The sequence below is a fragment of the Acinetobacter sp. NBRC 100985 genome, from assembly GCF_000241225.1.
GTDB classification, from domain to species: Bacteria; Pseudomonadota; Gammaproteobacteria; order Pseudomonadales; family Moraxellaceae; genus Acinetobacter; species Acinetobacter venetianus.
Genome location: NZ_BAEB01000025.1, coordinates 130,291 through 151,941, shown reverse-complemented (window position 1 = coordinate 151,941; position 21,651 = coordinate 130,291). Strand labels below are relative to the sequence as shown.

20 protein-coding genes, 1 tRNA gene, 1 pseudogene, 1 CRISPR repeat array and 1 riboswitch are annotated in these 21,651 nt (G+C 37.9%); of the genes and pseudogenes, 8 read left to right on the top strand and 14 right to left on the bottom strand.

What is annotated here, in order from left to right; genetic code table 11:
- The 5 genes and pseudogenes from ACT4_RS10580 to ACT4_RS10560 all read right to left on the bottom strand — a co-directional run.
- Positions 1-245, bottom strand: a pseudogene (locus ACT4_RS10580) (rod shape-determining protein RodA); the annotation flags it as partial.
- A 165-nt stretch (positions 246-410) separates the two neighbouring features.
- A complete protein-coding gene (locus ACT4_RS10575) occupies positions 411-1,070 on the bottom strand; it encodes a hypothetical protein (RefSeq protein WP_004880138.1) in 660 nt (219 codons plus the stop codon).
- Positions 1,071-1,103: 33 nt separating this feature from the next.
- Entirely contained in the window at positions 1,104-1,919 is an 816-nt protein-coding gene (gene queF / locus ACT4_RS10570; protein ID WP_007482101.1) for an NADPH-dependent 7-cyano-7-deazaguanine reductase QueF, read from the bottom strand.
- Positions 1,916-2,689, bottom strand: coding sequence for an ABC transporter permease (locus ACT4_RS10565; protein ID WP_007482100.1), 774 nt, complete (start codon positions 2,687-2,689; stop codon positions 1,916-1,918). The genes queF and ACT4_RS10565 overlap by 4 nt, the downstream gene beginning before the upstream one ends.
- A complete protein-coding gene (locus tag ACT4_RS10560) occupies positions 2,686-3,621 on the bottom strand; it encodes an ABC transporter ATP-binding protein (RefSeq protein ID WP_007482099.1) in 936 nt (311 codons plus the stop codon). The genes ACT4_RS10565 and ACT4_RS10560 overlap by 4 nt, the downstream gene beginning before the upstream one ends.
- Positions 3,622-3,999: 378 nt before the next feature.
- On the opposite strand from ACT4_RS10560, the gene ACT4_RS10555 reads away from it, so the two are divergent.
- Positions 4,000-4,272, top strand: coding sequence for a hypothetical protein (locus ACT4_RS10555; protein WP_004880128.1), 273 nt, complete (start codon positions 4,000-4,002; stop codon positions 4,270-4,272).
- A gap of 48 nt (positions 4,273-4,320) precedes the next feature.
- A CRISPR array of direct repeats spans positions 4,321-4,828; the repeat unit is 28 nt; unit sequence TTTCTAAATCATCTAAACGATGACAAAC.
- Positions 4,829-5,237: 409 nt separating this feature from the next.
- On the opposite strand, the gene ACT4_RS10550 is transcribed toward ACT4_RS10555, so the two are convergent.
- From ACT4_RS10550 to ACT4_RS10540, 3 genes are all read right to left on the bottom strand, one after another.
- A tRNA-Arg gene (locus tag ACT4_RS10550) sits at positions 5,238-5,313 on the bottom strand.
- A 125-nt stretch (positions 5,314-5,438) separates the two neighbouring features.
- Entirely contained in the window at positions 5,439-6,017 is a 579-nt protein-coding gene (locus tag ACT4_RS10545; RefSeq protein WP_007482098.1) for a hypothetical protein, read from the bottom strand.
- 140 nt (positions 6,018-6,157) lie between these two features.
- Positions 6,158-6,850, bottom strand: a complete 693-nt coding sequence (locus ACT4_RS10540; RefSeq protein ID WP_007482097.1) for a 3'-5' exonuclease — start codon at positions 6,848-6,850, stop codon at positions 6,158-6,160.
- Positions 6,851-7,102: 252 nt separating this feature from the next.
- Between ACT4_RS10540 and ACT4_RS10535 the strand changes: the two genes are divergently transcribed.
- From ACT4_RS10535 to ACT4_RS10505, 7 genes are all read left to right on the top strand, one after another.
- Complete coding sequence (locus ACT4_RS10535; protein ID WP_007482096.1) at positions 7,103-8,338, top strand: alpha/beta fold hydrolase; 1,236 nt, start codon at positions 7,103-7,105, stop codon at positions 8,336-8,338.
- Between the two features lie 253 nt (positions 8,339-8,591).
- On the top strand, positions 8,592-9,845 hold the full coding sequence (gene glyA, locus ACT4_RS10530) for a serine hydroxymethyltransferase (RefSeq protein WP_004880112.1): 1,254 nt from the start codon (positions 8,592-8,594) through the stop codon (positions 9,843-9,845).
- A 207-nt stretch (positions 9,846-10,052) separates the two neighbouring features.
- Positions 10,053-10,148: riboswitch (guanidine-I (ykkC/yxkD leader) on the top strand.
- 48 nt (positions 10,149-10,196) lie between these two features.
- Positions 10,197-10,934: an urea amidolyase associated protein UAAP1 gene (locus tag ACT4_RS10525; RefSeq protein WP_007482095.1), complete on the top strand. Its 738-nt coding sequence runs from the start codon at positions 10,197-10,199 to the stop codon at positions 10,932-10,934.
- A gap of 18 nt (positions 10,935-10,952) precedes the next feature.
- Complete coding sequence (locus ACT4_RS10520) at positions 10,953-11,597, top strand: urea amidolyase associated protein UAAP2 (RefSeq protein WP_007482094.1); 645 nt, start codon at positions 10,953-10,955, stop codon at positions 11,595-11,597.
- Positions 11,598-11,609: 12 nt separating this feature from the next.
- Complete coding sequence (gene uca, locus ACT4_RS10515; protein WP_007482091.1) at positions 11,610-15,212, top strand: urea carboxylase; 3,603 nt, start codon at positions 11,610-11,612, stop codon at positions 15,210-15,212.
- Between the two features lie 301 nt (positions 15,213-15,513).
- On the top strand, positions 15,514-15,951 hold the full coding sequence (locus ACT4_RS10510) for a CopG family ribbon-helix-helix protein (protein ID WP_034604949.1): 438 nt from the start codon (positions 15,514-15,516) through the stop codon (positions 15,949-15,951).
- Between the two features lie 81 nt (positions 15,952-16,032).
- A complete protein-coding gene (locus ACT4_RS10505) occupies positions 16,033-17,064 on the top strand; it encodes an ABC transporter substrate-binding protein (RefSeq protein ID WP_007482089.1) in 1,032 nt (343 codons plus the stop codon).
- Between the two features lie 49 nt (positions 17,065-17,113).
- Here ACT4_RS10505 and ACT4_RS10500 read toward each other — a convergent pair whose 3' ends face one another.
- The 6 genes from ACT4_RS10500 to ACT4_RS10475 form a co-directional block, all read right to left on the bottom strand.
- The gene (locus ACT4_RS10500) at positions 17,114-17,443 is read right to left on the bottom strand and encodes a multidrug efflux SMR transporter (protein ID WP_007482087.1); all 330 of its coding nucleotides are present in this window, start codon (positions 17,441-17,443) and stop codon (positions 17,114-17,116) included.
- 18 nt (positions 17,444-17,461) lie between these two features.
- Positions 17,462-18,337: a hypothetical protein gene (locus ACT4_RS10495; protein ID WP_007482086.1), complete on the bottom strand. Its 876-nt coding sequence runs from the start codon at positions 18,335-18,337 to the stop codon at positions 17,462-17,464.
- Positions 18,334-19,350 (bottom strand): isopenicillin N synthase family oxygenase, encoded by a 1,017-nt coding sequence (locus ACT4_RS10490; RefSeq protein ID WP_034604943.1) that lies wholly within the window; start codon positions 19,348-19,350, stop codon positions 18,334-18,336. Before ACT4_RS10490 ends, ACT4_RS10495 begins: the two co-directional genes overlap by 4 nt.
- A gap of 54 nt (positions 19,351-19,404) precedes the next feature.
- On the bottom strand, positions 19,405-20,283 hold the full coding sequence (locus tag ACT4_RS10485; protein ID WP_007482083.1) for an ABC transporter ATP-binding protein: 879 nt from the start codon (positions 20,281-20,283) through the stop codon (positions 19,405-19,407).
- Positions 20,284-20,285: 2 nt separating this feature from the next.
- Entirely contained in the window at positions 20,286-21,221 is a 936-nt protein-coding gene (locus ACT4_RS10480; protein ID WP_007482081.1) for an ABC transporter permease, read from the bottom strand.
- Between the two features lie 174 nt (positions 21,222-21,395).
- Positions 21,396-21,650: a YfhL family 4Fe-4S dicluster ferredoxin gene (locus ACT4_RS10475; protein ID WP_007482079.1), complete on the bottom strand. Its 255-nt coding sequence runs from the start codon at positions 21,648-21,650 to the stop codon at positions 21,396-21,398.
- Between the last annotated feature and the right edge of the window lies 1 nt (position 21,651).

Here is a 21,651-nt window from a genome sequence, read left to right as displayed (position 1 = left end):
ATCTGAGCCAAACTGAACATCACGACAAAGCCAATAGCGAAACTAATTGCTTGTTTAGTGACTAGTCCAACGTCTTGAGCGGAAGCACTGTATAAAACAGTTAAACCAAGCATTGCATTTAGAATCAAAAATAGACAAAGCCAAGGATCAATATGTAGCTGTTGCCATCGGGAAGGCTGGGTGGCTGTACTTAAACCATCACGAGGGGCTTGACGTAAAAATTTGTATTGTGAACTTGGTGCCATGCGATTCTAAATCTAGTCAATCAACGCTTCGCGAATGCTAACATAAACGCTGATTTAGACAATGCAAATTTAGAAATTGTGACATTTATATTGACTTTATTCTTATAAAAATTGGTACAAAAAAGGCGGCCATTTTACAATGACCGCCTTTTTATAAATCACAGCTTATTTTTGAACCAATAACTGATCAAAGTGCTTGGTGAATACATCAAGTTCAGCTTGGCTGAGGCTTGGAATTAATTTCTTAATCACAATATGAACAGCTGTTTCAACACCACTTGTTGCAACGCTTGCTACACCACGTTTTACCATGCCGAGACCCAATGTTTTATTGAAGTCTGTCATAAAGTGTTGAATTAAAGCATCAGCAAAAGCTTTAAACTGCTTTGTTAAAGCTTCACGTTGTTCTTTGCCATTTCCAGCTGCGACTTCCGCAAAACTTTTCTTCATGTCTGCCACAAGGCTATCAGGAAGAACTGCACCGATACGTTGCTGACCTTCATTGTCAACGAACAAGCTTTTTTCCATGAATGCTAATGATTCTAAAACTTGCTCATTTGATGCTTTGCCTAAAAGCTGTTTCATCAAAGTTTCAACAATGCCGCGAATTTTAATCGCAAGTCCTTCAGTCGTATCTCGTTTTTCACTTGGTGGAAATTGTTGCACCAAATGAACGAGCATCGTGTCAATTAACTCATCTGTAAGTTGAAGAGAAATTTTGTCACGTAAAGGGTATTGTGGCTCTTTACTATCACGATTTGCTTGCGCAAGTTGAATATCCTGACTCAAACTTGCTGACGGAAGAATACCGAAATAACTGGTCATTGAAGAACGTCCTCTATATCAAATTTATTCGTTTTATTGTCGCGCCAAGCGAATTGGCTTGGGCATCCATGACAAATCTGATACTCGACAAGGATTAATATCTAAACCACCACGTCGAGTATAAGTTGCATAGACCATAAGCTTTTCAGGTTTCAAAAGTTGCCAAATATCAGAGAATATTTGTTCAACACATTGCTCGTGGAAACCATTATGCTGACGGTACGAGATAATATAAGCTAAAATGCTGCGATAACAAGGTTTTTTACCTTGAAAACGAATAAAAACAGTCCCCCAGTCGGGTTGACCAGTGACTGGACAGTTACTTCTTAACAGATGTGAATATAGCTCAATTTCAACATGATCATCAGTTGTTTGATCAAGTTGTAACAATGTTGAATCTGGATACTCAGATAAACGCTCAGGAATCAAATCATCAATACAAATACCTTTAGGTTTAGAAATTTCTAAATCATCGACTTGAAATAAATCTAATTTGATTTGAGCACCGGCAGCATTGGATAAATCACGTTCAACTGTTTCGATGAATACTTGCTTTGACTCGAATTGAGTGAAGTTCAAACTGTTAAAATACAGCTTAAGTGATTTAGATTCGATTAAATTGGGTGAGCTTGCAGGTAGTGTTATCCGACCAATCGCAACGTGAGGTAGTCCAAGTTGATTGAGCCATGAAATTTCAAAAACATGCCACCAGTCTTTACCTTGGGTGATACCCTCAATATGTGCATATTGCTTGCGCGATTCTGCACGTGCGATTGGAAATAAAACCTCTGGCTGATATTGAGTAGGGTATTGGGTGTCTTTCCCCAATAAAGAATGTTCAACACTCATTCACGCATTCCTGAACCACGAGCTAATAAATGATATGCAATTGCATAGAGGACAACGCAACAAAGGGTCACAACACCTAGAGAGAATGCAACATTCACGTCACTGTGACCTAGAATGCCGAAACGGAAGGCATTGACCATATACACAATTGGATTAACTAAAGAGACATTTTGCCAAAAAGGACTTAAAGCACTGATGGCATAAAAAACTCCACCTAAATAGGTAAGTGGTGTCAATACGAATGTCGGGATAATCGAAATATCATCAAACGATTTCGCATAAACAGCATTAATAAAGCCACCAAGCGAAAATAATAATGAAGTAATAATGACTGTATATATAGTCACAAAGAGGTTGTAAATTTCTAAATGAGTAAAGAATAGACTCATGATGGTTACGATCAAGCCAACCAACACACCTCGACAAACACCACCTATAACATAACCCCAAAGAATTAAATGTAATGGTACGGGGCTCATGATCAATTCTTCAATGCTCTTTTGAAATTTTGCACTAAAGAAGCTGGAAGAAACATTGGCATAACTATTGGTAATCACTGCCATCATAATTAAGCCAGGTACAATGAATTGCATGTAGCTAAAGCCACCCATTTCACCGATGCGAGAACCAACTAAATTACCAAAGATCACAAAGTACAAACTCATCGTGATCGCTGGTGGAAGTAAGGTTTGAGGCCAGATTCGCATAAAGCGACGAATTTCTTTAACAACTAAAGTCCACAGTGCTGTTTTTAATTGATTGAAGTTCATTGATCTGCTCCAGCAAGATTTTTCTCAACCATTTTTACGAACAATTCTTCTAAACGGTTCGACTTATTACGCATACTACTGACTTGGATGTTTTGCGATTGAAGTAATAAGAATAAGTCATTCATGCTATGAGCCTTATCCATTGTAACTTCTAATGTCACTGGGTCGATGAGATTAAATTTAAAACCAATAATGTTGAAATTGATGGATGTAATCGGCTCTGCTAGGTCAAATATAAATGTTTCTTCATTGAGCTGATTGAGGAAACCTTTCATAGTGGTATCTTCTTTAATGACGCCACGATCAATGATCGCAATACGGCGACACAACATTTCAGCTTCTTCTAGATAATGCGTTGTGAGAATGATTGATGTCCCTTTTTCATTCATTTCGATGAGGAAATCCCACATTGAACGACGTAACTCAATATCTACACCAGCGGTAGGCTCGTCAAGAATAAGAAGTTTTGGTTCATGCATCATTGCGCGTGCAATCATCAGACGGCGTTTCATACCACCAGATAACATACGTGATTGGATATTACGCTTATCCCATAAACCTAATTTTTCTAAGTATAGTTCAGCACGTTGTTCTGCTAACTTTTTAGGAATTCCGTAATATCCAGCTTGGGTCACTAAAATATCGAATGTTTTTTCGAATTGACCAAAGTTAAATTCCTGAGGAACAACACCAAGACATTGTTTTGCATGAGAGGGGTGGGTATCTAAGTTATGACCAAAAATCTCAACTGAACCAGATGTTTTTTTAGTTAAAGAACTGATGATACTAATCGTAGTCGACTTTCCTGCACCATTGGGTCCCAATAAGGCATAAAACTCACCTTCAGGTACAGTTAGATCAATACCTTTTAACGCCTGAAAACCATTACGATAAGTTTTGGACAAATCACTCAATACCAAAGCATCAGTCATGAACGTCTCACGTTGTTAAATATGATGGGTATTTTGAGTGATATAAAAAAATAAACCAAGTAGAAAAATAGGTTTATGGCGTGTTAAAAACAGAACGATTACAGAGGTGGGCAAACTATCTATTTTATTTATCTTAGTTGACCAAATCTGGATAGTCATCTGTGGTAAGCACTTTGAAAGAGAAGTTTAGATATTTAGCCTAAGCAATTATTAATAATCAACAGTGTGACATTTTTTTGCCAGATCGAGACTTGTGTGGTTATTTATGTTTTAAATGTGGTTTAACTTATTAATAATCATAGAAAATTAATTGAAATCACATCAATTATCTATAATGATAAATATTGATCATTTATTATTCATTCTAGGGGGTAGATCATGATTGATGTGCAATATTCTGAAAATGTCTCGATTCACCAGTTATCTGATAACACATTCTTATTAAAAATTAATGATGTAAAGGTTTATCAGTATTTACTGATGCAATGCGGAAAGGAATTTGGTTGGGAACGTTCGATACAGAAATCACAAAGTTTTTTAAATGGTGATATTGAATATCAAATTAATGTTTCGGAAATTCCTTTAGAAAATTTTGGGAAAGATTTTTTTATGCTAGAGCCAGAGTTTCTTAATAATATTGCTAAAAGCTAACTACTTGTTTTAAAAGTACTTAGCTAAAACATTTGATATTAGACAAGTCAGATGAATCATCTAAACGATGACAAACCGGTTGTTGAAATAGTCAAAAGGTCTACTGGATTTCTAAATCATCTAAACGATGACAAACTTCTAAAGATGATGAAGGCAAAACGACAACAGTTTCTAAATCATCTAAACGATGACAAACTTTTATTGGAACATCACAAACGGTTTTGATTTTTTCTAAATCATCTAAACGATGACAAACCTACTCCCACGGCTAAAGATTTTGCAATGGGTTTTCTAAATCATCTAAACGATGACAAACGGATCAACATTAATTGAAGGAAAAACCATATTTTTCTAAATCATCTAAACGATGACAAACGCTAGACAGTTAGTCTGGTCACGTGGATTAAATTTCTAAATCATCTAAACGATGACAAACAAGTAGCAGGTGTTTCAGCGGATGGGATAATTTTTCTAAATCATCTAAACGATGACAAACAATTGAATTACAAGATCGGTTCTACCGTTCTCTTTCTAAATCATCTAAACGATGACAAACTAGAGTTAAGTATAAACAAAACTTCTAAAATCAACTAGATAAGTTTTTAATGAATGAAAATACTTCAAAAAGAGCATGTGCTATTAATTAATTGATTTTATTGTTTTTTTTATGAGTTAGTCAAAAATAAAACTAGACATGTGATCTAAAAGTAAATGCTTAGGTAGATTGTTGATAAATTATATATGAACATTTTGGCGTTATTTTTATAAGAATGTAATTAAGCAAAGAGCATTTTCAATCGGAAGCTGAATTTTTTATATTGATTCATAAATAATTTTGGTATCACAATTTCGCTAAATTTGGATTGCCATAAAAATTGATAACTTAAAACAGGTTTAGGTTGCTGGGCGGATTCTTATCTTAGTCATAATTTTTATCATGAATTGGATTAAGTAAAATAAGAAGATGGTGCGCTCAGCGGGACTCGAACCCACGCCACAGGCTTCGGAGACCTGTACTCTATCCAGTTGAGCTATGAGCGCATGCGTGCCACATCATAGGCAAAAAATACATGCAGGTAAATATATAGCATGAAACAAAGATGCTTCTTGTTTATTAAAACATCAATTTTATTCTCAACTTATCGAGATGTTTAAGAATATCTCAATCATAAATGCTGAACTGAATAATTAATGAGTTTAAGAGTCTGATTCAGTTGTGCGGGTGGAATACGAGATTCTTGCAAAGAAGTAATCCACTGCATTTGACATGCTTTTAATTGCTGTACGGTTTTTATGGACTGAATTTTTTGTATTAGCGGACGTGCCATTAGTCCACAAAACGTTGTTAGTGTTTGGATCATAACTTGCTGAATTTCGATAAATGGTAATTTTTCTAATTCAATGGTTGTTTCAGAAGCTGGTGTTTTAACTTCTGAAATTTCTTTTGTTTGTTCTTTATCAATGGCCTCCGTATTTTCAGCTTCGATAATTTCTTCTTGTACGAAAGAGTGGTTTTCTTTAGCTTCAACTTTATTTGAACGAGTCTCTTGCTCAGCTAAAAGTCCCATGTCAATGAGTTGCTTTACTAGCTCAGAGGGTGCAATTCTTTCTTTGTAGTCTTTATCAAGATCTTTGAAATCATCATGGTCAATCAAAAGTAATAAACGGCGTTGACGTGCTGTCAAAGCGATATTGCGTTGTTGCAAGGCACTTTGCCCGAGTTCAGTTTTGAAAAAATGTGACATTTCTTAATCTCCCCCAACCAAGATTTAGATGGAGATTAAGATAAGGTTAAAAAATGACAATAATGTTAACAAATTATTAAATATCATTGTCTTGAATAGATTGTTTGGAAAACAGTTCCAAATGTTCTATGAGCAGGAGGTTATTTAATCAATTTTGCTTCAAGAGCTTTACGTAAATAGGGATCAAGATCATCCTGACGTAAAAGCCATTGAATGTAATCGGCAGGTAGATCTTGAATAGCTGTACCTTTGTGTTTTCCAAAAGTAATACTTTTAGGTACACGCGCTTCTTCTGAAGCAATATAGAGTTCTTCTATATTTTGAATATCTAATTGATGAATGATATGCATCAAAATATTGGCCGTTAAAATAATGTCAGCATCCGCACGATGTGCACCTTTTAACATTTCCCGCGCTTTGTCACTGCCTTTTGAAATTAAATAAATCAAAGACGAAATGTTATGAGCTTCTGCATTTTCCCATACGCGACGAGCCAAAGCCAAAGTACAAATAGGTTTTAGAGTTGATGTATCTACACCGCATCTAGCAATTGCAGCAATATCATAATCAACGTTGTGACCAATAATATATTGAGTCTCTGATGGAAGTTGAAATTCATTATAAAAAGGCTGATCGATTAAATCAGATTCTAAAATGTGATGTACCGCCATTGCAGCAAATGAGATCGGTTGTCCAACTTGGTAGAGTTGGTCAAAGATTTGTGACTTATCTAAACTTAATTTGCCAGCTTGAATTTCAATAGGCGCGTAAGCAATTTCAATAGGCAAACCATTTAATGTATGTGTTTCTGTATCTAAAATAATGGCTTGCATAAAAAATGGCTCGAGTTGAATTTAGAATTTTATTATCTTACAAGAAATTTACATAAGACAATCACTAAGAGAATGCATAACGATATTTTATATGTTCTAGTGTGCTTTCTGCCTAAATAAAAGTCAAAAAATGATGAAAATGAAAAAAGTACTTGAACCAAAGCAATATTGAGCGTAATTGTTATAAAGGTTAATGCCTTAGGAATTCAAACCTAAGGAAAACAATAAATAAAAGAGTTAAGGAAAAACTTCATGAAGATGAAATTACTTACGGCGGTTATGCTGAGTTCTAGCTTATTGCTTACAGCATGTGGTGGCGATGGTGATACATACTATTATTCTTCAAAACCTGATGTACCTGAAAATAATATTGCTGATCCAGTCGTTGGTATTCCCGTCCCTTATGTAAAGTCGGATTTCAGTGCAGTTGCTTCTGAAAGTTCAGTCATGACTTATAAAATGTTAGGACAGGATGGAAAAGTAACAACGGCTACGAGCTTAGTATTTGTTCCTGGTGGTCCTATGCCAGCTGGAGGATGGAAAATTGTTGTGTGGGCACATGGTACAACTGGTGTGGCAGATCAGTGTGCACCAAGTCGTAACGAAACGAATCCATATATTAAAGCAATGATTAGTCAATTTCTTGCGGAGGGTTATGTAGTTGTTGCACCAGACTATGAAGGTTTAGGCGAGCCAAGCGGACGAGAATTACATCCATTCTTAAATGTGAAAAGCGAGGCATATTCTATTACTGATGCTGTTGTTGCAGCACGTTCTTATTTAGCAGGACAAGGGAAAGTTATATCACGTCAATGGATGGCTGTAGGTCATTCTCAAGGTGGTCAGGCAGCGTTGGGTGCAGCTCAATATGCAAGTCGTGCAAAGTTGGACTATAAGGGGACTGTTGCTGTCGCTCCGGCATCAAATTTAGGTACGATTTTATATGGTGGAGAGTTATCTGTTAAAGATGCACCAGTTGCTCAGCAAATACCTGTTTATGCACAATTGGATACTTTTACAGCTTTGATTACAGCTGGTTTGAGAAATCTTCAACCAACATTTAACTATTCAAATGTCTTTAAATCACCAACAGATTTAATTGCGAGCAATGCAGAGTCAGATTGTTATGATGTTCTGGGAGGTAAATTTGCTGCTGCGATGCAAACCTATGCAGGTCAAAATGGTAATTTAACAAACTACCCGCGGACACAAGAAAATTTCATGTTATTACCGTTGGTGAAAACTTTCTTGGAGAGCGATTCGCAACCTGCACAGGTTAAGTTAGATCAACCTGTTACGATCTATCAAGGTGCTAAAGATACAACTGTGCCGATGGTTGCGACAAATGCGCTAGTTTCAGCTGCAACGCTGAAGGGTTCTCAGGTGCAATATATAACGAATGCTGATTGGGATCACGGTACAGCTTATGCCCTAAATATTCAAAACATCGTGAATGATGTGAAAACAGCTATGCCACCAATGAACTAATAAATTTCATGGTAGGGGAAGCCCAGTTTTCTATTGTCTTAGATAACTGGGCTTTAATGATTCAATAATTAAAAAATAGAATTGTATAAAAAAGAAATAATTGGTTTCTCAAAAAAGAAATAAATAGCCATGCATGAATAAAATTCACCAATAATTAAATAAATATCAAGCTCTGTAACAGCAAACTTCATGCTATAATTCGCACCAATCTTTAGCACGGCTTAAAAGCCCTAATTTATAGGACCCTCCGCTAATGTTTGCCAATATCTCTATTGCTGAATTTGATCCAGAATTAGCTCAAGCGATCGCTTCTGAAGGTGAACGCCAAGAAGCTCATATCGAGTTAATTGCTTCTGAAAACTATTGCTCTAAAGCTGTAATGGAAGCTCAAGGCTCAAAACTTACGAATAAATATGCAGAAGGTTATCCTGGCAAACGCTATTACGGCGGTTGTGAATATGTTGACGTCATCGAACAACTTGCCATTGATCGTGCAAAAGCGTTGTTTGGTGCTGACTATGCAAACGTTCAACCACATGCTGGTTCACAAGCAAACTCTGCTGTTTATTTAGCGCTTCTTAACCCGGGCGATACAGTTTTGGGAATGAGCTTAGCTCACGGTGGTCACTTGACGCACGGTGCTAAAGTAAGCTTCTCTGGTAAAACTTATAATGCGATTCAGTACGGCTTAAACCCTGAAACTGGCGAAATCGATTATGAAGAAGTAGAACGTTTAGCTTTAGAACATAAGCCACGCATGATCGTTGCTGGTTTCTCTGCTTATAGCCAAGTTGTTGATTGGCAGCGTTTCCGTGACATCGCGGATAAAGTAGGTGCTTATCTTTTTGTTGATATGGCTCACGTTGCAGGCTTGGTTGCTGCTGGTGTTTATCCTAACCCAGTTCAAATTGCTGATGTAACAACAACGACGACTCATAAAACACTTCGTGGTCCTCGTTCTGGTTTAATCCTTGCGAAAGCAAACGAAGAAATCGAGAAAAAACTTCAATCAGCTGTATTCCCTGGTAACCAAGGCGGTCCTTTGATGCATGCAATTGCTGCTAAAGCAATTTGCTTCAAAGAGGCGATGTCTGATGAGTTCAAAACTTACCAACAACAAGTTGTGAAAAATGCTCAAGCAATGGCTGAAGTGTTAATTTCGCGTGGTTATGATGTTGTATCTGGTGGTACAGAAAACCATTTATTCTTATTGTCTTTAATCAAGCAAGACGTAACGGGTAAAGATGCTGATGCTTGGTTAGGTGCAGCACATATCACTGTAAACAAAAACGCGGTTCCAAATGATCCACGTTCACCATTTGTCACTTCTGGTATCCGTATTGGTACGCCAGCAGTTACAACACGTGGTTTCGGTGAGTCGGAAGTACGTGAACTTGCTGGTTGGATCGCTGATGTGATCGACAGCAAAGGTGACGAAAAAGTTATCGCTGATGTGAAAGCAAAAGTTGAAGCTGTTTGTGCAAAATTCCCAGTATATGCAAACTAATGTGTATATCTAAAAAAGCGCCGTAAGGCGCTTTTTTTATGTCTAAAAACTTGGAAATAGAAGAATCAACCTTTCTCATTAAGCATCATCTTGGTGCCCATTTTTAATTAAACGCTCAAATTCTCACTAAAATTGATCATTTTGGTATTACTAAATATAAAAAACGTAATACTTATTTGGCATGTCTTTTGCTTCGTCTTATGAGAGATAAAAGTTGTCTAGGGTTCCGATGCTGATTGGCGTGACTGGTCCGAGAGATGACGGTTCGACAGAACTACACGGAGGGATAAAAGCCCGGGAGGTCAGGCATTTTGCCATAACGAGGTTTAAATTATCCACAAGAGGTTTGTTATGAGTCAATCGATCTATCACGACAATAAGACACTTTGGAGTGAAACATTACTGGGTGGGCATCATTGGTCTGGTCGAATTCAAAAAGGTACTGTTTTACAACTTGAAGCCCTAAATCAGAATGCAAATGTTTCATTATTCTGTGTAAATGCTGATGAGAAATTAGAGCGCTTTAATATGCCTGATAGTTTGAAAGCTCAACATACGGCATTTTTATCGACAGGGCATGTATTGTACTCTGATCTCGGACGAGTCATGGTATCAATAGTGAAAGATGATCATGGCTGGAATGATGTGTTTTGTGGACCAAGCACAGCTGAACAAATTGCTAAAAACTTCGGTAAAAAGAGCTTCCAAGATGCACGTAATGATATGCATCAAAATGGTTTAGAGAGTTTGTTGATTGAGCTAACTAAGTTCGGTTTATCCCAAGCTGATTTAACAGCAACCGTGAATTTATTTTCGAAAGTACAGCCTGATGACGGTGGAAAACTGTCTTATGTGCAAAATAACAATCTGAATCAAATCATTAAATTGAGATTTGATATGGATTGTTTAGTCTTTCTTTCTGCTGCACCACATCCATTAGATCAATCTGATCATTATAACCCCGCTGATATTCAGCTTCGTTTATTTAAAGCCAATCCCTTAACTGAGCATGATATTTGCCGAGACTCATGTCCGCAAAACCAACGTGGTTTTGCCAACAATCAACGTTATTACGCATTATCAAATTAAGTTTTGGGGGAATAGACAATGACAGCATTACAACAATTTGAAAAAACAGTTTTAGATCAAGTTTGTCCAGCAGGCGAGGCTTGGATGTGTGAGGTAAAACAAGGTCAATATTTCCGAATTATTGATTTAGAAGGAAATCAAGCCGTTGATACTTTGTTTATCAGTGCCGAAAATGCTGATGAGCGATATAGCGCGACAGATACGCTTGCGCAGAATCAGCAACTGTATTTGGAAAAAGGTACAACGCTCTATAGTAACTATGCACGCCCAATTGCCGTGATCGTCGATGATAATTGTGGTCGACATGACACCTTAGGCGGCGCATGTTCATGTGAAAGTAATACGGTTCGTTATGCACATGATAAATACCCGATGCATAGTTGCCGTAATAATTTTATGTATGCTTTGGCACAGCATCCTATTGCAAAAAAACATCAGCTCAATGTTCGTCATATAGGCCCGAATATTAATTTTTTTATGAATGTTCCTGTTACGGCTGATGGACATCTAAAGTTCGATGATGGTGTTTCTGCACCGGGTAAATATGTGGAAATTAGAGCCGAAATGGATTTAATCGTACTTATTTCTAATTGCCCTCAATTAAATAATCCTTGCAATGCCTATAACCCAACAAAAATTCAACTCGTCGTACGTGAAGCTTGAGGGGAATAGCATATGTTTAAAAAAGTACTTATTGCCAATCGCGGCGCTATTGCTTGTCGAGTAATTCGTACACTGCGTAAATTGGGCATTCAATCGGTTGCTGTTTATTCAGAAGCAGATCGTGATTCTTCACATGTTTCTATGGCAGATGAAGCGATTTTTATTGGTGATTCTGCTGCACAACAAAGCTATTTAAATATTGAGAAAATCCTTTCGGCAGCACTTGAGTCTGGTGCAGAAGCGATTCATCCTGGATATGGTTTCTTATCTGAAAACGCTGCATTTTGTGATTTATGTGAGCAACAAGGCATTGCATTTATTGGCCCAACATCACAACAAATGCGTGATTTTGGCCTAAAGCATACAGCACGTGAATTAGCAATTCAGAATCAAGTTCCTTTATTACCGGGCAGCCAATTACTTATTGATGAACAGGATGCAATTGTTCAAGCCGCTCAGATTGGCTATCCCGTGATGCTGAAAAGTACTGCGGGTGGTGGTGGAATTGGGATGCGTTTGGTTTGGAATGAAGTCGAGCTCAGAGATGCCTACCAGACGGTTTCCTATCTTGCGCAAGCAAACTTTAAAGACGCAGGATTATATTTAGAAAAATTTGTTCAAAATGCGCGTCATATCGAAGTACAAATTTTTGGTGATGGCAAAGGTCAAGTGCTAGCGTTAGGTGAGCGTGATTGTTCGGTTCAGCGCCGTAATCAAAAGGTGATAGAGGAAACACCAGCACCACATTTAAATCATCAACAACGTGAATATATTCAACAAATTGCCATTCAATTGATGCAGTCTGTACAGTATCGCTCTGCTGGTACAGTTGAATTTGTGATGGATACGGACACGCAAGAATTCTATTTTCTTGAGGTCAATACGAGACTTCAAGTGGAACATGGCGTAACTGAGCAAGTGTATGGCGTTGATCTTGTTGAATGGATGGTGACTTTAGCGAGTGGTGATTGGTTTGAACCAACGCACCAACTAGAATCAAAAGGGCACTCAATTCAAGTCCGTTTATATGCAGAAGATCCGATTAAGAATTTCCAGCCAAGTGCGGGTCTATTAACTAGCGTAAAGTTTGATGCATCGTCACGTGTTGAGACGTGGGTTGAAACAGGATCAAATGTTTCTTCATTCTATGATCCGATGATTGCCAAAATTATTGTGACTGCAAATGATCGAGATCATGCAATTCACGCAATGCAAAATAGCCTAAGTAATACTGAAATTGCAGGCATTGAAACTAATTTAGAATATTTACAAGAAATTATCCGTTGTGAGGTGTTCAATCAAGGAACTCAAACGACTCGCTTTTTAAATACATTTGAGTGGAAAACGCAAAAGATAGAGGTTCTACAATCTGGCATACAAACCGCTGTACAAGATGTGACGGGACGTTTGGGCTACTGGGATGTCGGTGTTCCGCCATCTGGGGCAATGGATGCATTAAGCTTAAATGTTGCAAACCAATTGCTGGATAATCCTTTTAATACAGCAGGCTTGGAATGTACTTTACAAGGTCCTACGCTTAAGTTTCATTGTGATAGCCAAATCGTTTTAACTGGCGGAGATATGGAAGCCAGTTTAGATGGTCAGATCATTCCAATGTGGTCAACCATCAATGTTCGCAAAGGGCAAGTTTTGAAATGCGGACGAATTTCCACGGGTTGTCGAAGCTATATTGGTATTAAAGGTGGTTTAAATGTTCCTGCTTATTTAGGGAGTTTAGCGACGTTTACTTTAGGGCAATTTGGTGGTCACGCAGGAAGAAATTTGCTGATCGGTGATATGTTGCCTGTCTTTGAAAGCAGTTTAGAAAATACGCATTCGCTAGATGCGGCTCAAATTCCTAGTTTTGGAACAAGTTGGGAAATTGCAGTGATGTACGGGCCACACGGTGCGCCAGACTTCTTTACGAAAAATGATATTTCCATGTTTTTTGAAAAAGAATGGGAAATTCACTTTAATTCGAGCCGTACAGGGATTCGCTTAGTTGGTCCTAAACCTGAATGGGCGCGTATCGATGGTGGTGAAGCTGGGTTACATCCATCGAATATCCATGATAATGCTTATGCAATTGGAGCGATTGATTTTACAGGTGATATGCCGATTATCTTAGGGCCTGATGGTCCGAGTTTAGGTGGCTTTGTTTGCCCAGCCGTTGTGATTAATGCTGAACTATGGAAATTGGGGCAGCTAAAAGCAGGGGATAAAGTGAAGTTTATTCCTGTAAGTTACCAGCAAGCTCAACAACTAGAACAGCAATATCAAACAGCATTGCAACATAAAACAACAGCGAATGTGAATTTCTCACCAGTTATTCAGGCAGAAGAAATCACTTTAGAAAATGCTGTTTTAGCAACATTGGCACAAGGTGAAGACAAACCTACTGTAACGTATCGACCTGCTGGTAATCATTATTTATTGGTCGAGTATGGGGATCTGGTCTTAGACCTCAATTTAAGATTCCGTATTCACGCTTTAATGCAGTGGGTAAAACAGCAAAATATTCAAGGTATTATTGATCTCACGCCGGGGATTCGTTCACTACAAATTCACTATAATTCGAGTATCTTAGATCAATCAGATTTACTGAAATTATTACAATCTGCTGAAGCCGAACTGCCTGATATTGAGAATATGCAAGTTGCTTCTCGAACGGTGTATTTACCATTGGCTTGGGAGGATTCACAAACTCAAATGGCGACTGAAAAATATACGCAACTCGTTCGACCAGATGCGCCTTGGTGTCCAGATAATATTGAGTTTATTCGCCGTATTAATGGTTTGGAGTCAAAACAAGCTGTTAAGGATGTCGTCTATAACACTTCTTATTTAGTGATGGGATTGGGTGATGTTTATCTCGGTGCGCCAGTTGCAACGCCACTTGATCCAAGACATCGATTAGTTACAACCAAATATAATCCTGCGAGAACATGGACACCTGAAAATGCTGTAGGTATCGGTGGTGCGTATATGTGTGTTTACGGCATGGAAGGGCCGGGTGGTTATCAATTTGTTGGGCGTACCACGCAAGTCTGGAGTCGTTATCGTCAAAATCCTAATTTTGAATTAGATAAGCCGTGGTTACTGAGATTCTTCGATCAAATTCGTTTTTATGAAGTGTCTGAAACTGAACTATTGGAGATGCGTGAAGATTTTAAAGCGGGACGTTTAAAGCTTAGAATTGAAGATGGTGTTTTAAATCTTAAGGAATACAATGCTTTTCTTAAAGAAAATCAGGCAAGTATTCAAGAGTTTAAGCAGGTTCAACAAGAAAATTTTGAAGCAGAACGCCGTAGATGGCATGAAGCAGGTTTAGCTGAATATGTTTCCGAAAGCATGGATGTTGTGCTTGATGATACTGAAATCAATATACCTACAGGTGGAATGGTTGTTGAATCACACATGCCGGGTTCAGTCTGGAAAATTGAATGTGCGGTTGGCGATATCATTGAGGAGGGTGAAACCCTTGCGGTGATAGAGGCGATGAAAATTGAAATTCCAATCATTGCACCAGCGAAAATGAAAGTCGATACCATCTTGATTGATAAAGCGCAAACGGTCAAAACAGGTCAAGCTTTGTTTACTTTAGCACCCGCATAATATTTGAAAAATATAATGATGCATGAAAAGCCCTATCATGAAACATAGGGCTTTTTTTTGCACATTTTTTAAACTTGATAAGTGCTTTTGAGCGTAAAAAATCCCATAAAAACTGGCATAGATACTGCATTAAATAATACGAATTAGAAAATTAGTATTACTGAGGTGGCGATGGATACCAAGCGAATCATGATTCAGTATTGCAAACTCGTTATGCATGTTTTGGTTGATCTTTTAGCAGTGAGAGCAAGTTTATATGTCAAACAAGAAAGACCAAGTGCAAAAAAGTAACTCAAGCAAACTGAAGGATAAACCGAAACTGACACGCATCAGTATTACGGTGCCTGAAAAGACCGTTGAAGCTTTGGATCAGAAGATCGTAGAAGAACATTACGAAAGTCGTTCTCAAGCAATCGTAGATATGATCAATCGCCATTTGATTCATCAATACACCACCGAGAACTCAGTCATGGTGGGAACTTTAACGTTGTTATATCAGCGCAATACAGCCAACATCCGCGTGCAACTCGCTGATTTACAACATGAGTTTCTTGAGCAAGTGATTAGTTCTTTGAGTATTCAGTTAGATGATCAAAAAATCTTAGAGGTTATGCTCTTGCAAGGAAAAAGTAATGATCTTAAACAAATTAGTCAGCAATTTATTGCATTAAAAGGTGTGATTAAAGGCCATCTTGAGCTGATGGATGCTGTTATGCCGCCACTGCAACAAAACGATTAACAGTGCGTTTGCTACGCATTATTTTTTAGTTAAAGGTTTTACGTATCAATGTCATAAAACATTCTCTAATGGGGTCACATTATGAAGCAAGCAATTACAACATTATCCATCTCTGTATTATTGGGTTTGGCTGTTACAGGATGCGATAATTCAGCCAAAGTACCTACGGCCGATAAAGCTGCTGATTCAACAAGTAGCAATGCAAATACACCGATTACTATTGGTTATAGTGATTGGCCGGGCTTTGTCGCATGGCAAGTAGCAATCGAAAAAGGCTGGTTAAAAGAAGTGGGCTTAAATGTAGATTTTAAATGGTTTGATTATTCAGCGTCTCTTTCTGCTTTTGCGGCTAATCAATTAGACGCAGTGTTGGTTACAAATGGCGATAATTTAGTGAATGCTTCTGGTGGAACCAAGGGCATGATGATCATGGTGACGGATTATTCTGCTGGTAATGATGTCATTATTGCCAAAGAAGGTATTAACTCAATTAGTGATCTAAACGGTAAGTCCGTTGCAACGGAAAAAGGTTTAGTAGATCACTTACTCCTTTCAACAGCTTTAGATGATTCTAAAATTCCTGCAACAGATGTGAAACTTGTTAATTCAGTCACCAACGAACTCCCGCAAGTATTCACCAGTAAGGATATTTCTGCGATTGCAGTTTGGCAGCCTGTTGCCAATCAAGCTTTAAAAGCAGTGGCTGGTTCAAAGATTATTTATACATCTAAAGACAAACCAGGTTTGATTTACGATACGCTTTCAGTGAATGCGAGCCATTTATCTGCTCATAAAGAGGATTGGAAGAAACTGATTCAAGTTTGGGATAAGACTGTAAAATATATTCAAGATCCTGCAACACATGCCGATGCGGTAAAAATTATGGCAAATCGTGTAGGTGTTGACCCTGCACAGTATGAACAATTTATTGATGGTACACATTTACTTGATCTTGCTGCGAATAAACAAGTATTTGCAAAAGGAGACGGTTTTGATTCAATCTATGGCTCTACTTACCATGTCAATAAATTCAATGTGAGCAATGGCATATATAAAGCAGAAGTGGATGCGGATGGATTAATTTATCCATCACTTGTGGAAGAATTAAAATAACAATATGCATAAAAAACCGTTCACGCAGAACGGTTTTTTTATAACTTTTTTAGATATGCGTACTTTTAGAAAATACATTAATCACAATAATTCCTGTGATCATCAAGCCTAGACCAATAAATGCAGCGGTGTCTAAGTGTTGTTTGAAAAAAATCCAACCTACGGCAGAAATAAGCACAATACCTGCACCTGACCAAATTGCATACGCAATGCCTACAGGTATCGTTTTCAGTGTAAGGGATAAAAAGAACAAGGCAACGGTATAACCTAGAATGGTAATGATCGAGGGAGCTAAAACGCTGAATCCTTGGGAAGCTTTAAGCGCTGAGGTTGCGATTACCTCAGCAACAATTGCTATAGCTAAAAATAGATAAGACATAAACCTCCAAAGCTCCACTCAAATTGTCGTTTTTGCATGTTTCAGTAAATGATTTTGCTCTTGAGCTAACCATTGTTGCCCTGAATTGGAACAAGCAGAGATATGATCAAAAACAAAATCAGGCTGATAAACATCAAGTTTAAAATATAGAAGATATTTGTCATCACCAATCATTTTTAATTGTGTAATGGTTTGATCTTCTAATAATTCAAAATGATCAAGTAAAATAGTTTGACCAATTTGAGTGGACTGCGTACTCCAGCAGATATTCGAACCATTCAATGTGATCGAAACTTCATAGCTTTCAATTTCACTGTTCAGATCATTCACCTCAGTTAAAGTAGCATATTGGTTTATTTGCTGTTGAATCTGAGGGAAACGTGATTGAGCATAAGCAATATGTTGATCTGTGATGATAAGTCCACCATCAACAGGATATATTTGCTCGGTTTTTAAACATTGCATTTGAAATAGTCGCAACCCGAAAAATAATCCTTTATTTGCTTGTTGACGCCAGTCTTCTACATAAGCATTAGACGGTGCAAACTCTAAGATAGAATTTCCAATCGGATAGAGTTTTGCTGGTTCAGGCCATTGAATATGATTCTGATAACTTTGCTGAATTTCCCAAGATAATAATGCTGTTTGGCTGTCCCATATTGTATCGCCAATCCAACCCTGACGTTCATGTAGTGCAGTTTGATTGCCGTCAGGAAGTCGGAGGTCAATGCTAAATGATTTTGATTGGAACCAATAAACAATCGTATTTTCATCCGTTAAACCATTGTAGAAGCTGATACTTTTACGTCTGAAACTTCCAAATAAATATCGGGGTAAGGTTAAGTCTGCGATGGGTGTTGGCTTTAATCGCTTTAATAATTGCACAAGGTTCATGACATTTCTCCTTGTTCATTCAAGCCAAAGGAGTAAAGCGGTCGTGCATTTTCTAAAACCAGCTCACCTGAAGCAATGCGTTGTTTTAGATATCTAAAAGTTTGCGCTGTTTGATTAAATAAATGCTCACCACCTTTCATGGGTGGATAATGAGGAACTTCATTTTTGATAATGGGTTGGATGATATAGTCGTAATTACAAGAGAAAAACAAAGGGAAAGAATAGCGTTCTTGTTTGACGCGTTTCACACGGTGTTTGGTTGCTAGGTAACGACCATTCGATAAGATTTCCATCATATCGCCGATATTCATCACCATCGTATTTTCAATCAGTGGAATATCAATCCATTCACCTTGTTTATCTAATACCTGTAGTCCTTCTGCCGTTGGAAAAAGCAGAGTAAAGCACTCGTAATCTGTATGAGCACCAATCCCAAACTGATCTTCGGCATTTGGATTGAAAGGATAGTGGATCAGTCTTAATTGACTCGGTGCATGCTTTAAATGCGCATCAAAATAGTCTTCTTCTAACTCCAAAGCCAGCGCAAATGCTTTAAAAAGTTGATGGCCAATTGCTTTGATATGTTGGTAGTAAGCTAAAACTTGTTCTTTAAATTGAGGATCATTAGGCCATTGTGTAGGACCGAGTAAAGGGCGGCGATTTTCAATTTCCTGATAGTCATAATTGATGTCATATGCTTCTTTTAAGTCATATACATTGGCTTTGAATTGTTCCTCTCCAATCGGCACATAACCACTGTGGTTTTTTGAAAGCCCGATATAATTTTGCATTTTTTGATTTTCATCTTGAGCAAAGTAACTTTCAGCGATTTCTTTGAGTTTATCAAAAAGTTCAGGCTGAAATTGTTCGCCTTGAATATACAGAAAACCGACCTCTTTGCACGCTCGATCCAGTGCTTGAACGACTTGCATCCGATCTTCTAAGCAATCGCTGTTTAGAAGAGAAATATCGATAAGTGGCAGGACATATTCATGGTTCATGATCTTCACCATAGGCTGGTCGTCCAGCAATAAATGAAGCGAATTGGGTCGTCCCAATTGCTATTTTTATTTCTGTGTACTGACTTGAGTCATGCGTGGAATTTTAGGTAAATCCTCTAAGGATGGATCAAGTTCTTCTTCTTGACTATGTACAAGTTGATTCACGCGATCACGTAATTGTTTGAACTCCGTTGAGTGAATTAAGTCGAAAGATCGAGGTCGAGGCAAATTAACTTCGATAACTTCTTTTATTTCACCGGGGTTGGCTTTTAATGCCACGATACGATCGGCCAATAAAATCGCCTCATCCATGTCATGCGTAACAAACATAATGGTGAGGTCAATGTTTTTCCATAAATCCATCAAATGTTTTTGCATCTTTTGGCGGGTGTAAGGATCAAGTGCGCCAAAGGGCTCATCCATTAATAATATTTTAGGTTCATTGACCAATGCTCTAGCAATCGCAACACGTTGTTTCATGCCACCTGAAAGCTCATGTGGAAATTGATTTTCATACTTATCTAAGCCAATGATGTTAATCCATTCTCGTGCCATTTCTTCTGCGCGAGTTCGGCTGATGCCTTTCATCATTGGGCCGAACATGACATTTTCTTTGACTGTTTTCCATGGGAAAAGGGTATAGCCTTGAAACACCATGCCACGTTCAGAGCTAGGCCCTTTGATTTTTTGACCTTCAACCAAAACTTCACCACTATGGAAATCATCTAATCCAGCGACAACACGACTCAGGGTGGACTTACCACAACCTGATGGGCCGATCACACAGATAAACTCTCTCTTATGAATGGTTAAATCAATTTTATTTAGGACAAGACGTTCACCATCGCCGTGATTGAATATTTGGCTCAGATTTTTGGTTTCTAGCATCACAGGACGAGTATAAATACTTTGGAAATATGCTTTTGAATCAAAATGCTCAGTCATATTTATACTCCTTTTTTCCATTTAAATAGACGCATTCCTAATTTCATTAAAATTAGATCGCAGACTAGACCAATCACGCCAATAATGAGGATTGCAGCATAGACGTTATCAAAGTTTTGATAGCGCGCTTGTTGTGTAATAAACCAAGTGATGCCAGAGGTTGCACCAATTAACTCTGAAACAATCAAGTATGTCCAAGCCCAACCGAGTAAGACACGTTGATCTCGATAGATATCTGGCAATGCGGCTGGAATCACCACATAGAATAGACTTTTGACTTTGTTTGTTCCAAGGGTATAACCCGCCTCAATTAAGCCGCGATCAACCATTCTTGTGGTATTGGCAATAATCAAGATCTGTTGAAATAAAGTCCCAATCACAATGATGGCAATTTTAGGTGCATCGTTAATCCCTAAAATAGCAACTGCAAGTGCGCCAAAAGCAGGGGCAGGGAGGTAGCGAAAGAACTCAACAAAAGGCTCTGTTAACTTGGAAATCGTGTTAGAAAATCCGCATAAGATTCCGAGTGGTACACCAATCAACGATGAAATGAAGAATGCAGTAAATACGATTTTGATACTGTGCCACAGACTTTGATGTAGCCAAGGTGCGTCTGCTTGCTGTGGTGGTGTCGTAAATGATGTAAATAATGCTTTTGCAACTTCATGTGGAGCAGGTAAATATATTGGGTTGACTAAAATCCCTGTTGGAGGTGTTTTAGCTTGATCAACCGCTTGTTGTGCTTCTGCATAGTAAGCACTTTTCTCAAGACGTGTTCCTACCTGTAAATAAGGAACACTTCCTGAATCAGTGATTTGAACTTGAGGATGCCAAATAAAAGGTAAATAACTGACACAGCTCCAAATAAGAAGTGGGATGATAAAAGATCCCAATCCTAAGAAAAGCTTTTTCCTTTTTGACAATACTGAATGATGCATAGGCAAACACCCGTAGTAATACTAATTTTAAAAAACGTAATACTATTTAGCAATTTTGATGCCAGTGTCTTGTGTTTAAATAGAAATTTAGCAGGGGAAAATATCAGAACTTAAAAAGAAGTGGTACTTTCAACCATGATGGAGGGAAAGCACCACAAAATTAATTTTAACTACTTAATTATTATATAAATTTAGGCTTTTAAATTTAATGAGAAGCGCATCTTTTGATTCTAAAAAGTTAGGGTCTGGATCGATACAGTTAATCGGACACACAGCAATGCATGTAGGCGATTCATAAAAGCCTACACATTCAGTGCAACGTTGTGGGTCGATTTCGTAAACTTTTGCACCTTCATAAATCGCTTCATTGGGGCATTCTGGGAGGCACATATCGCAATTGATACATGCCGTCGTGATTATGAGTGCCATG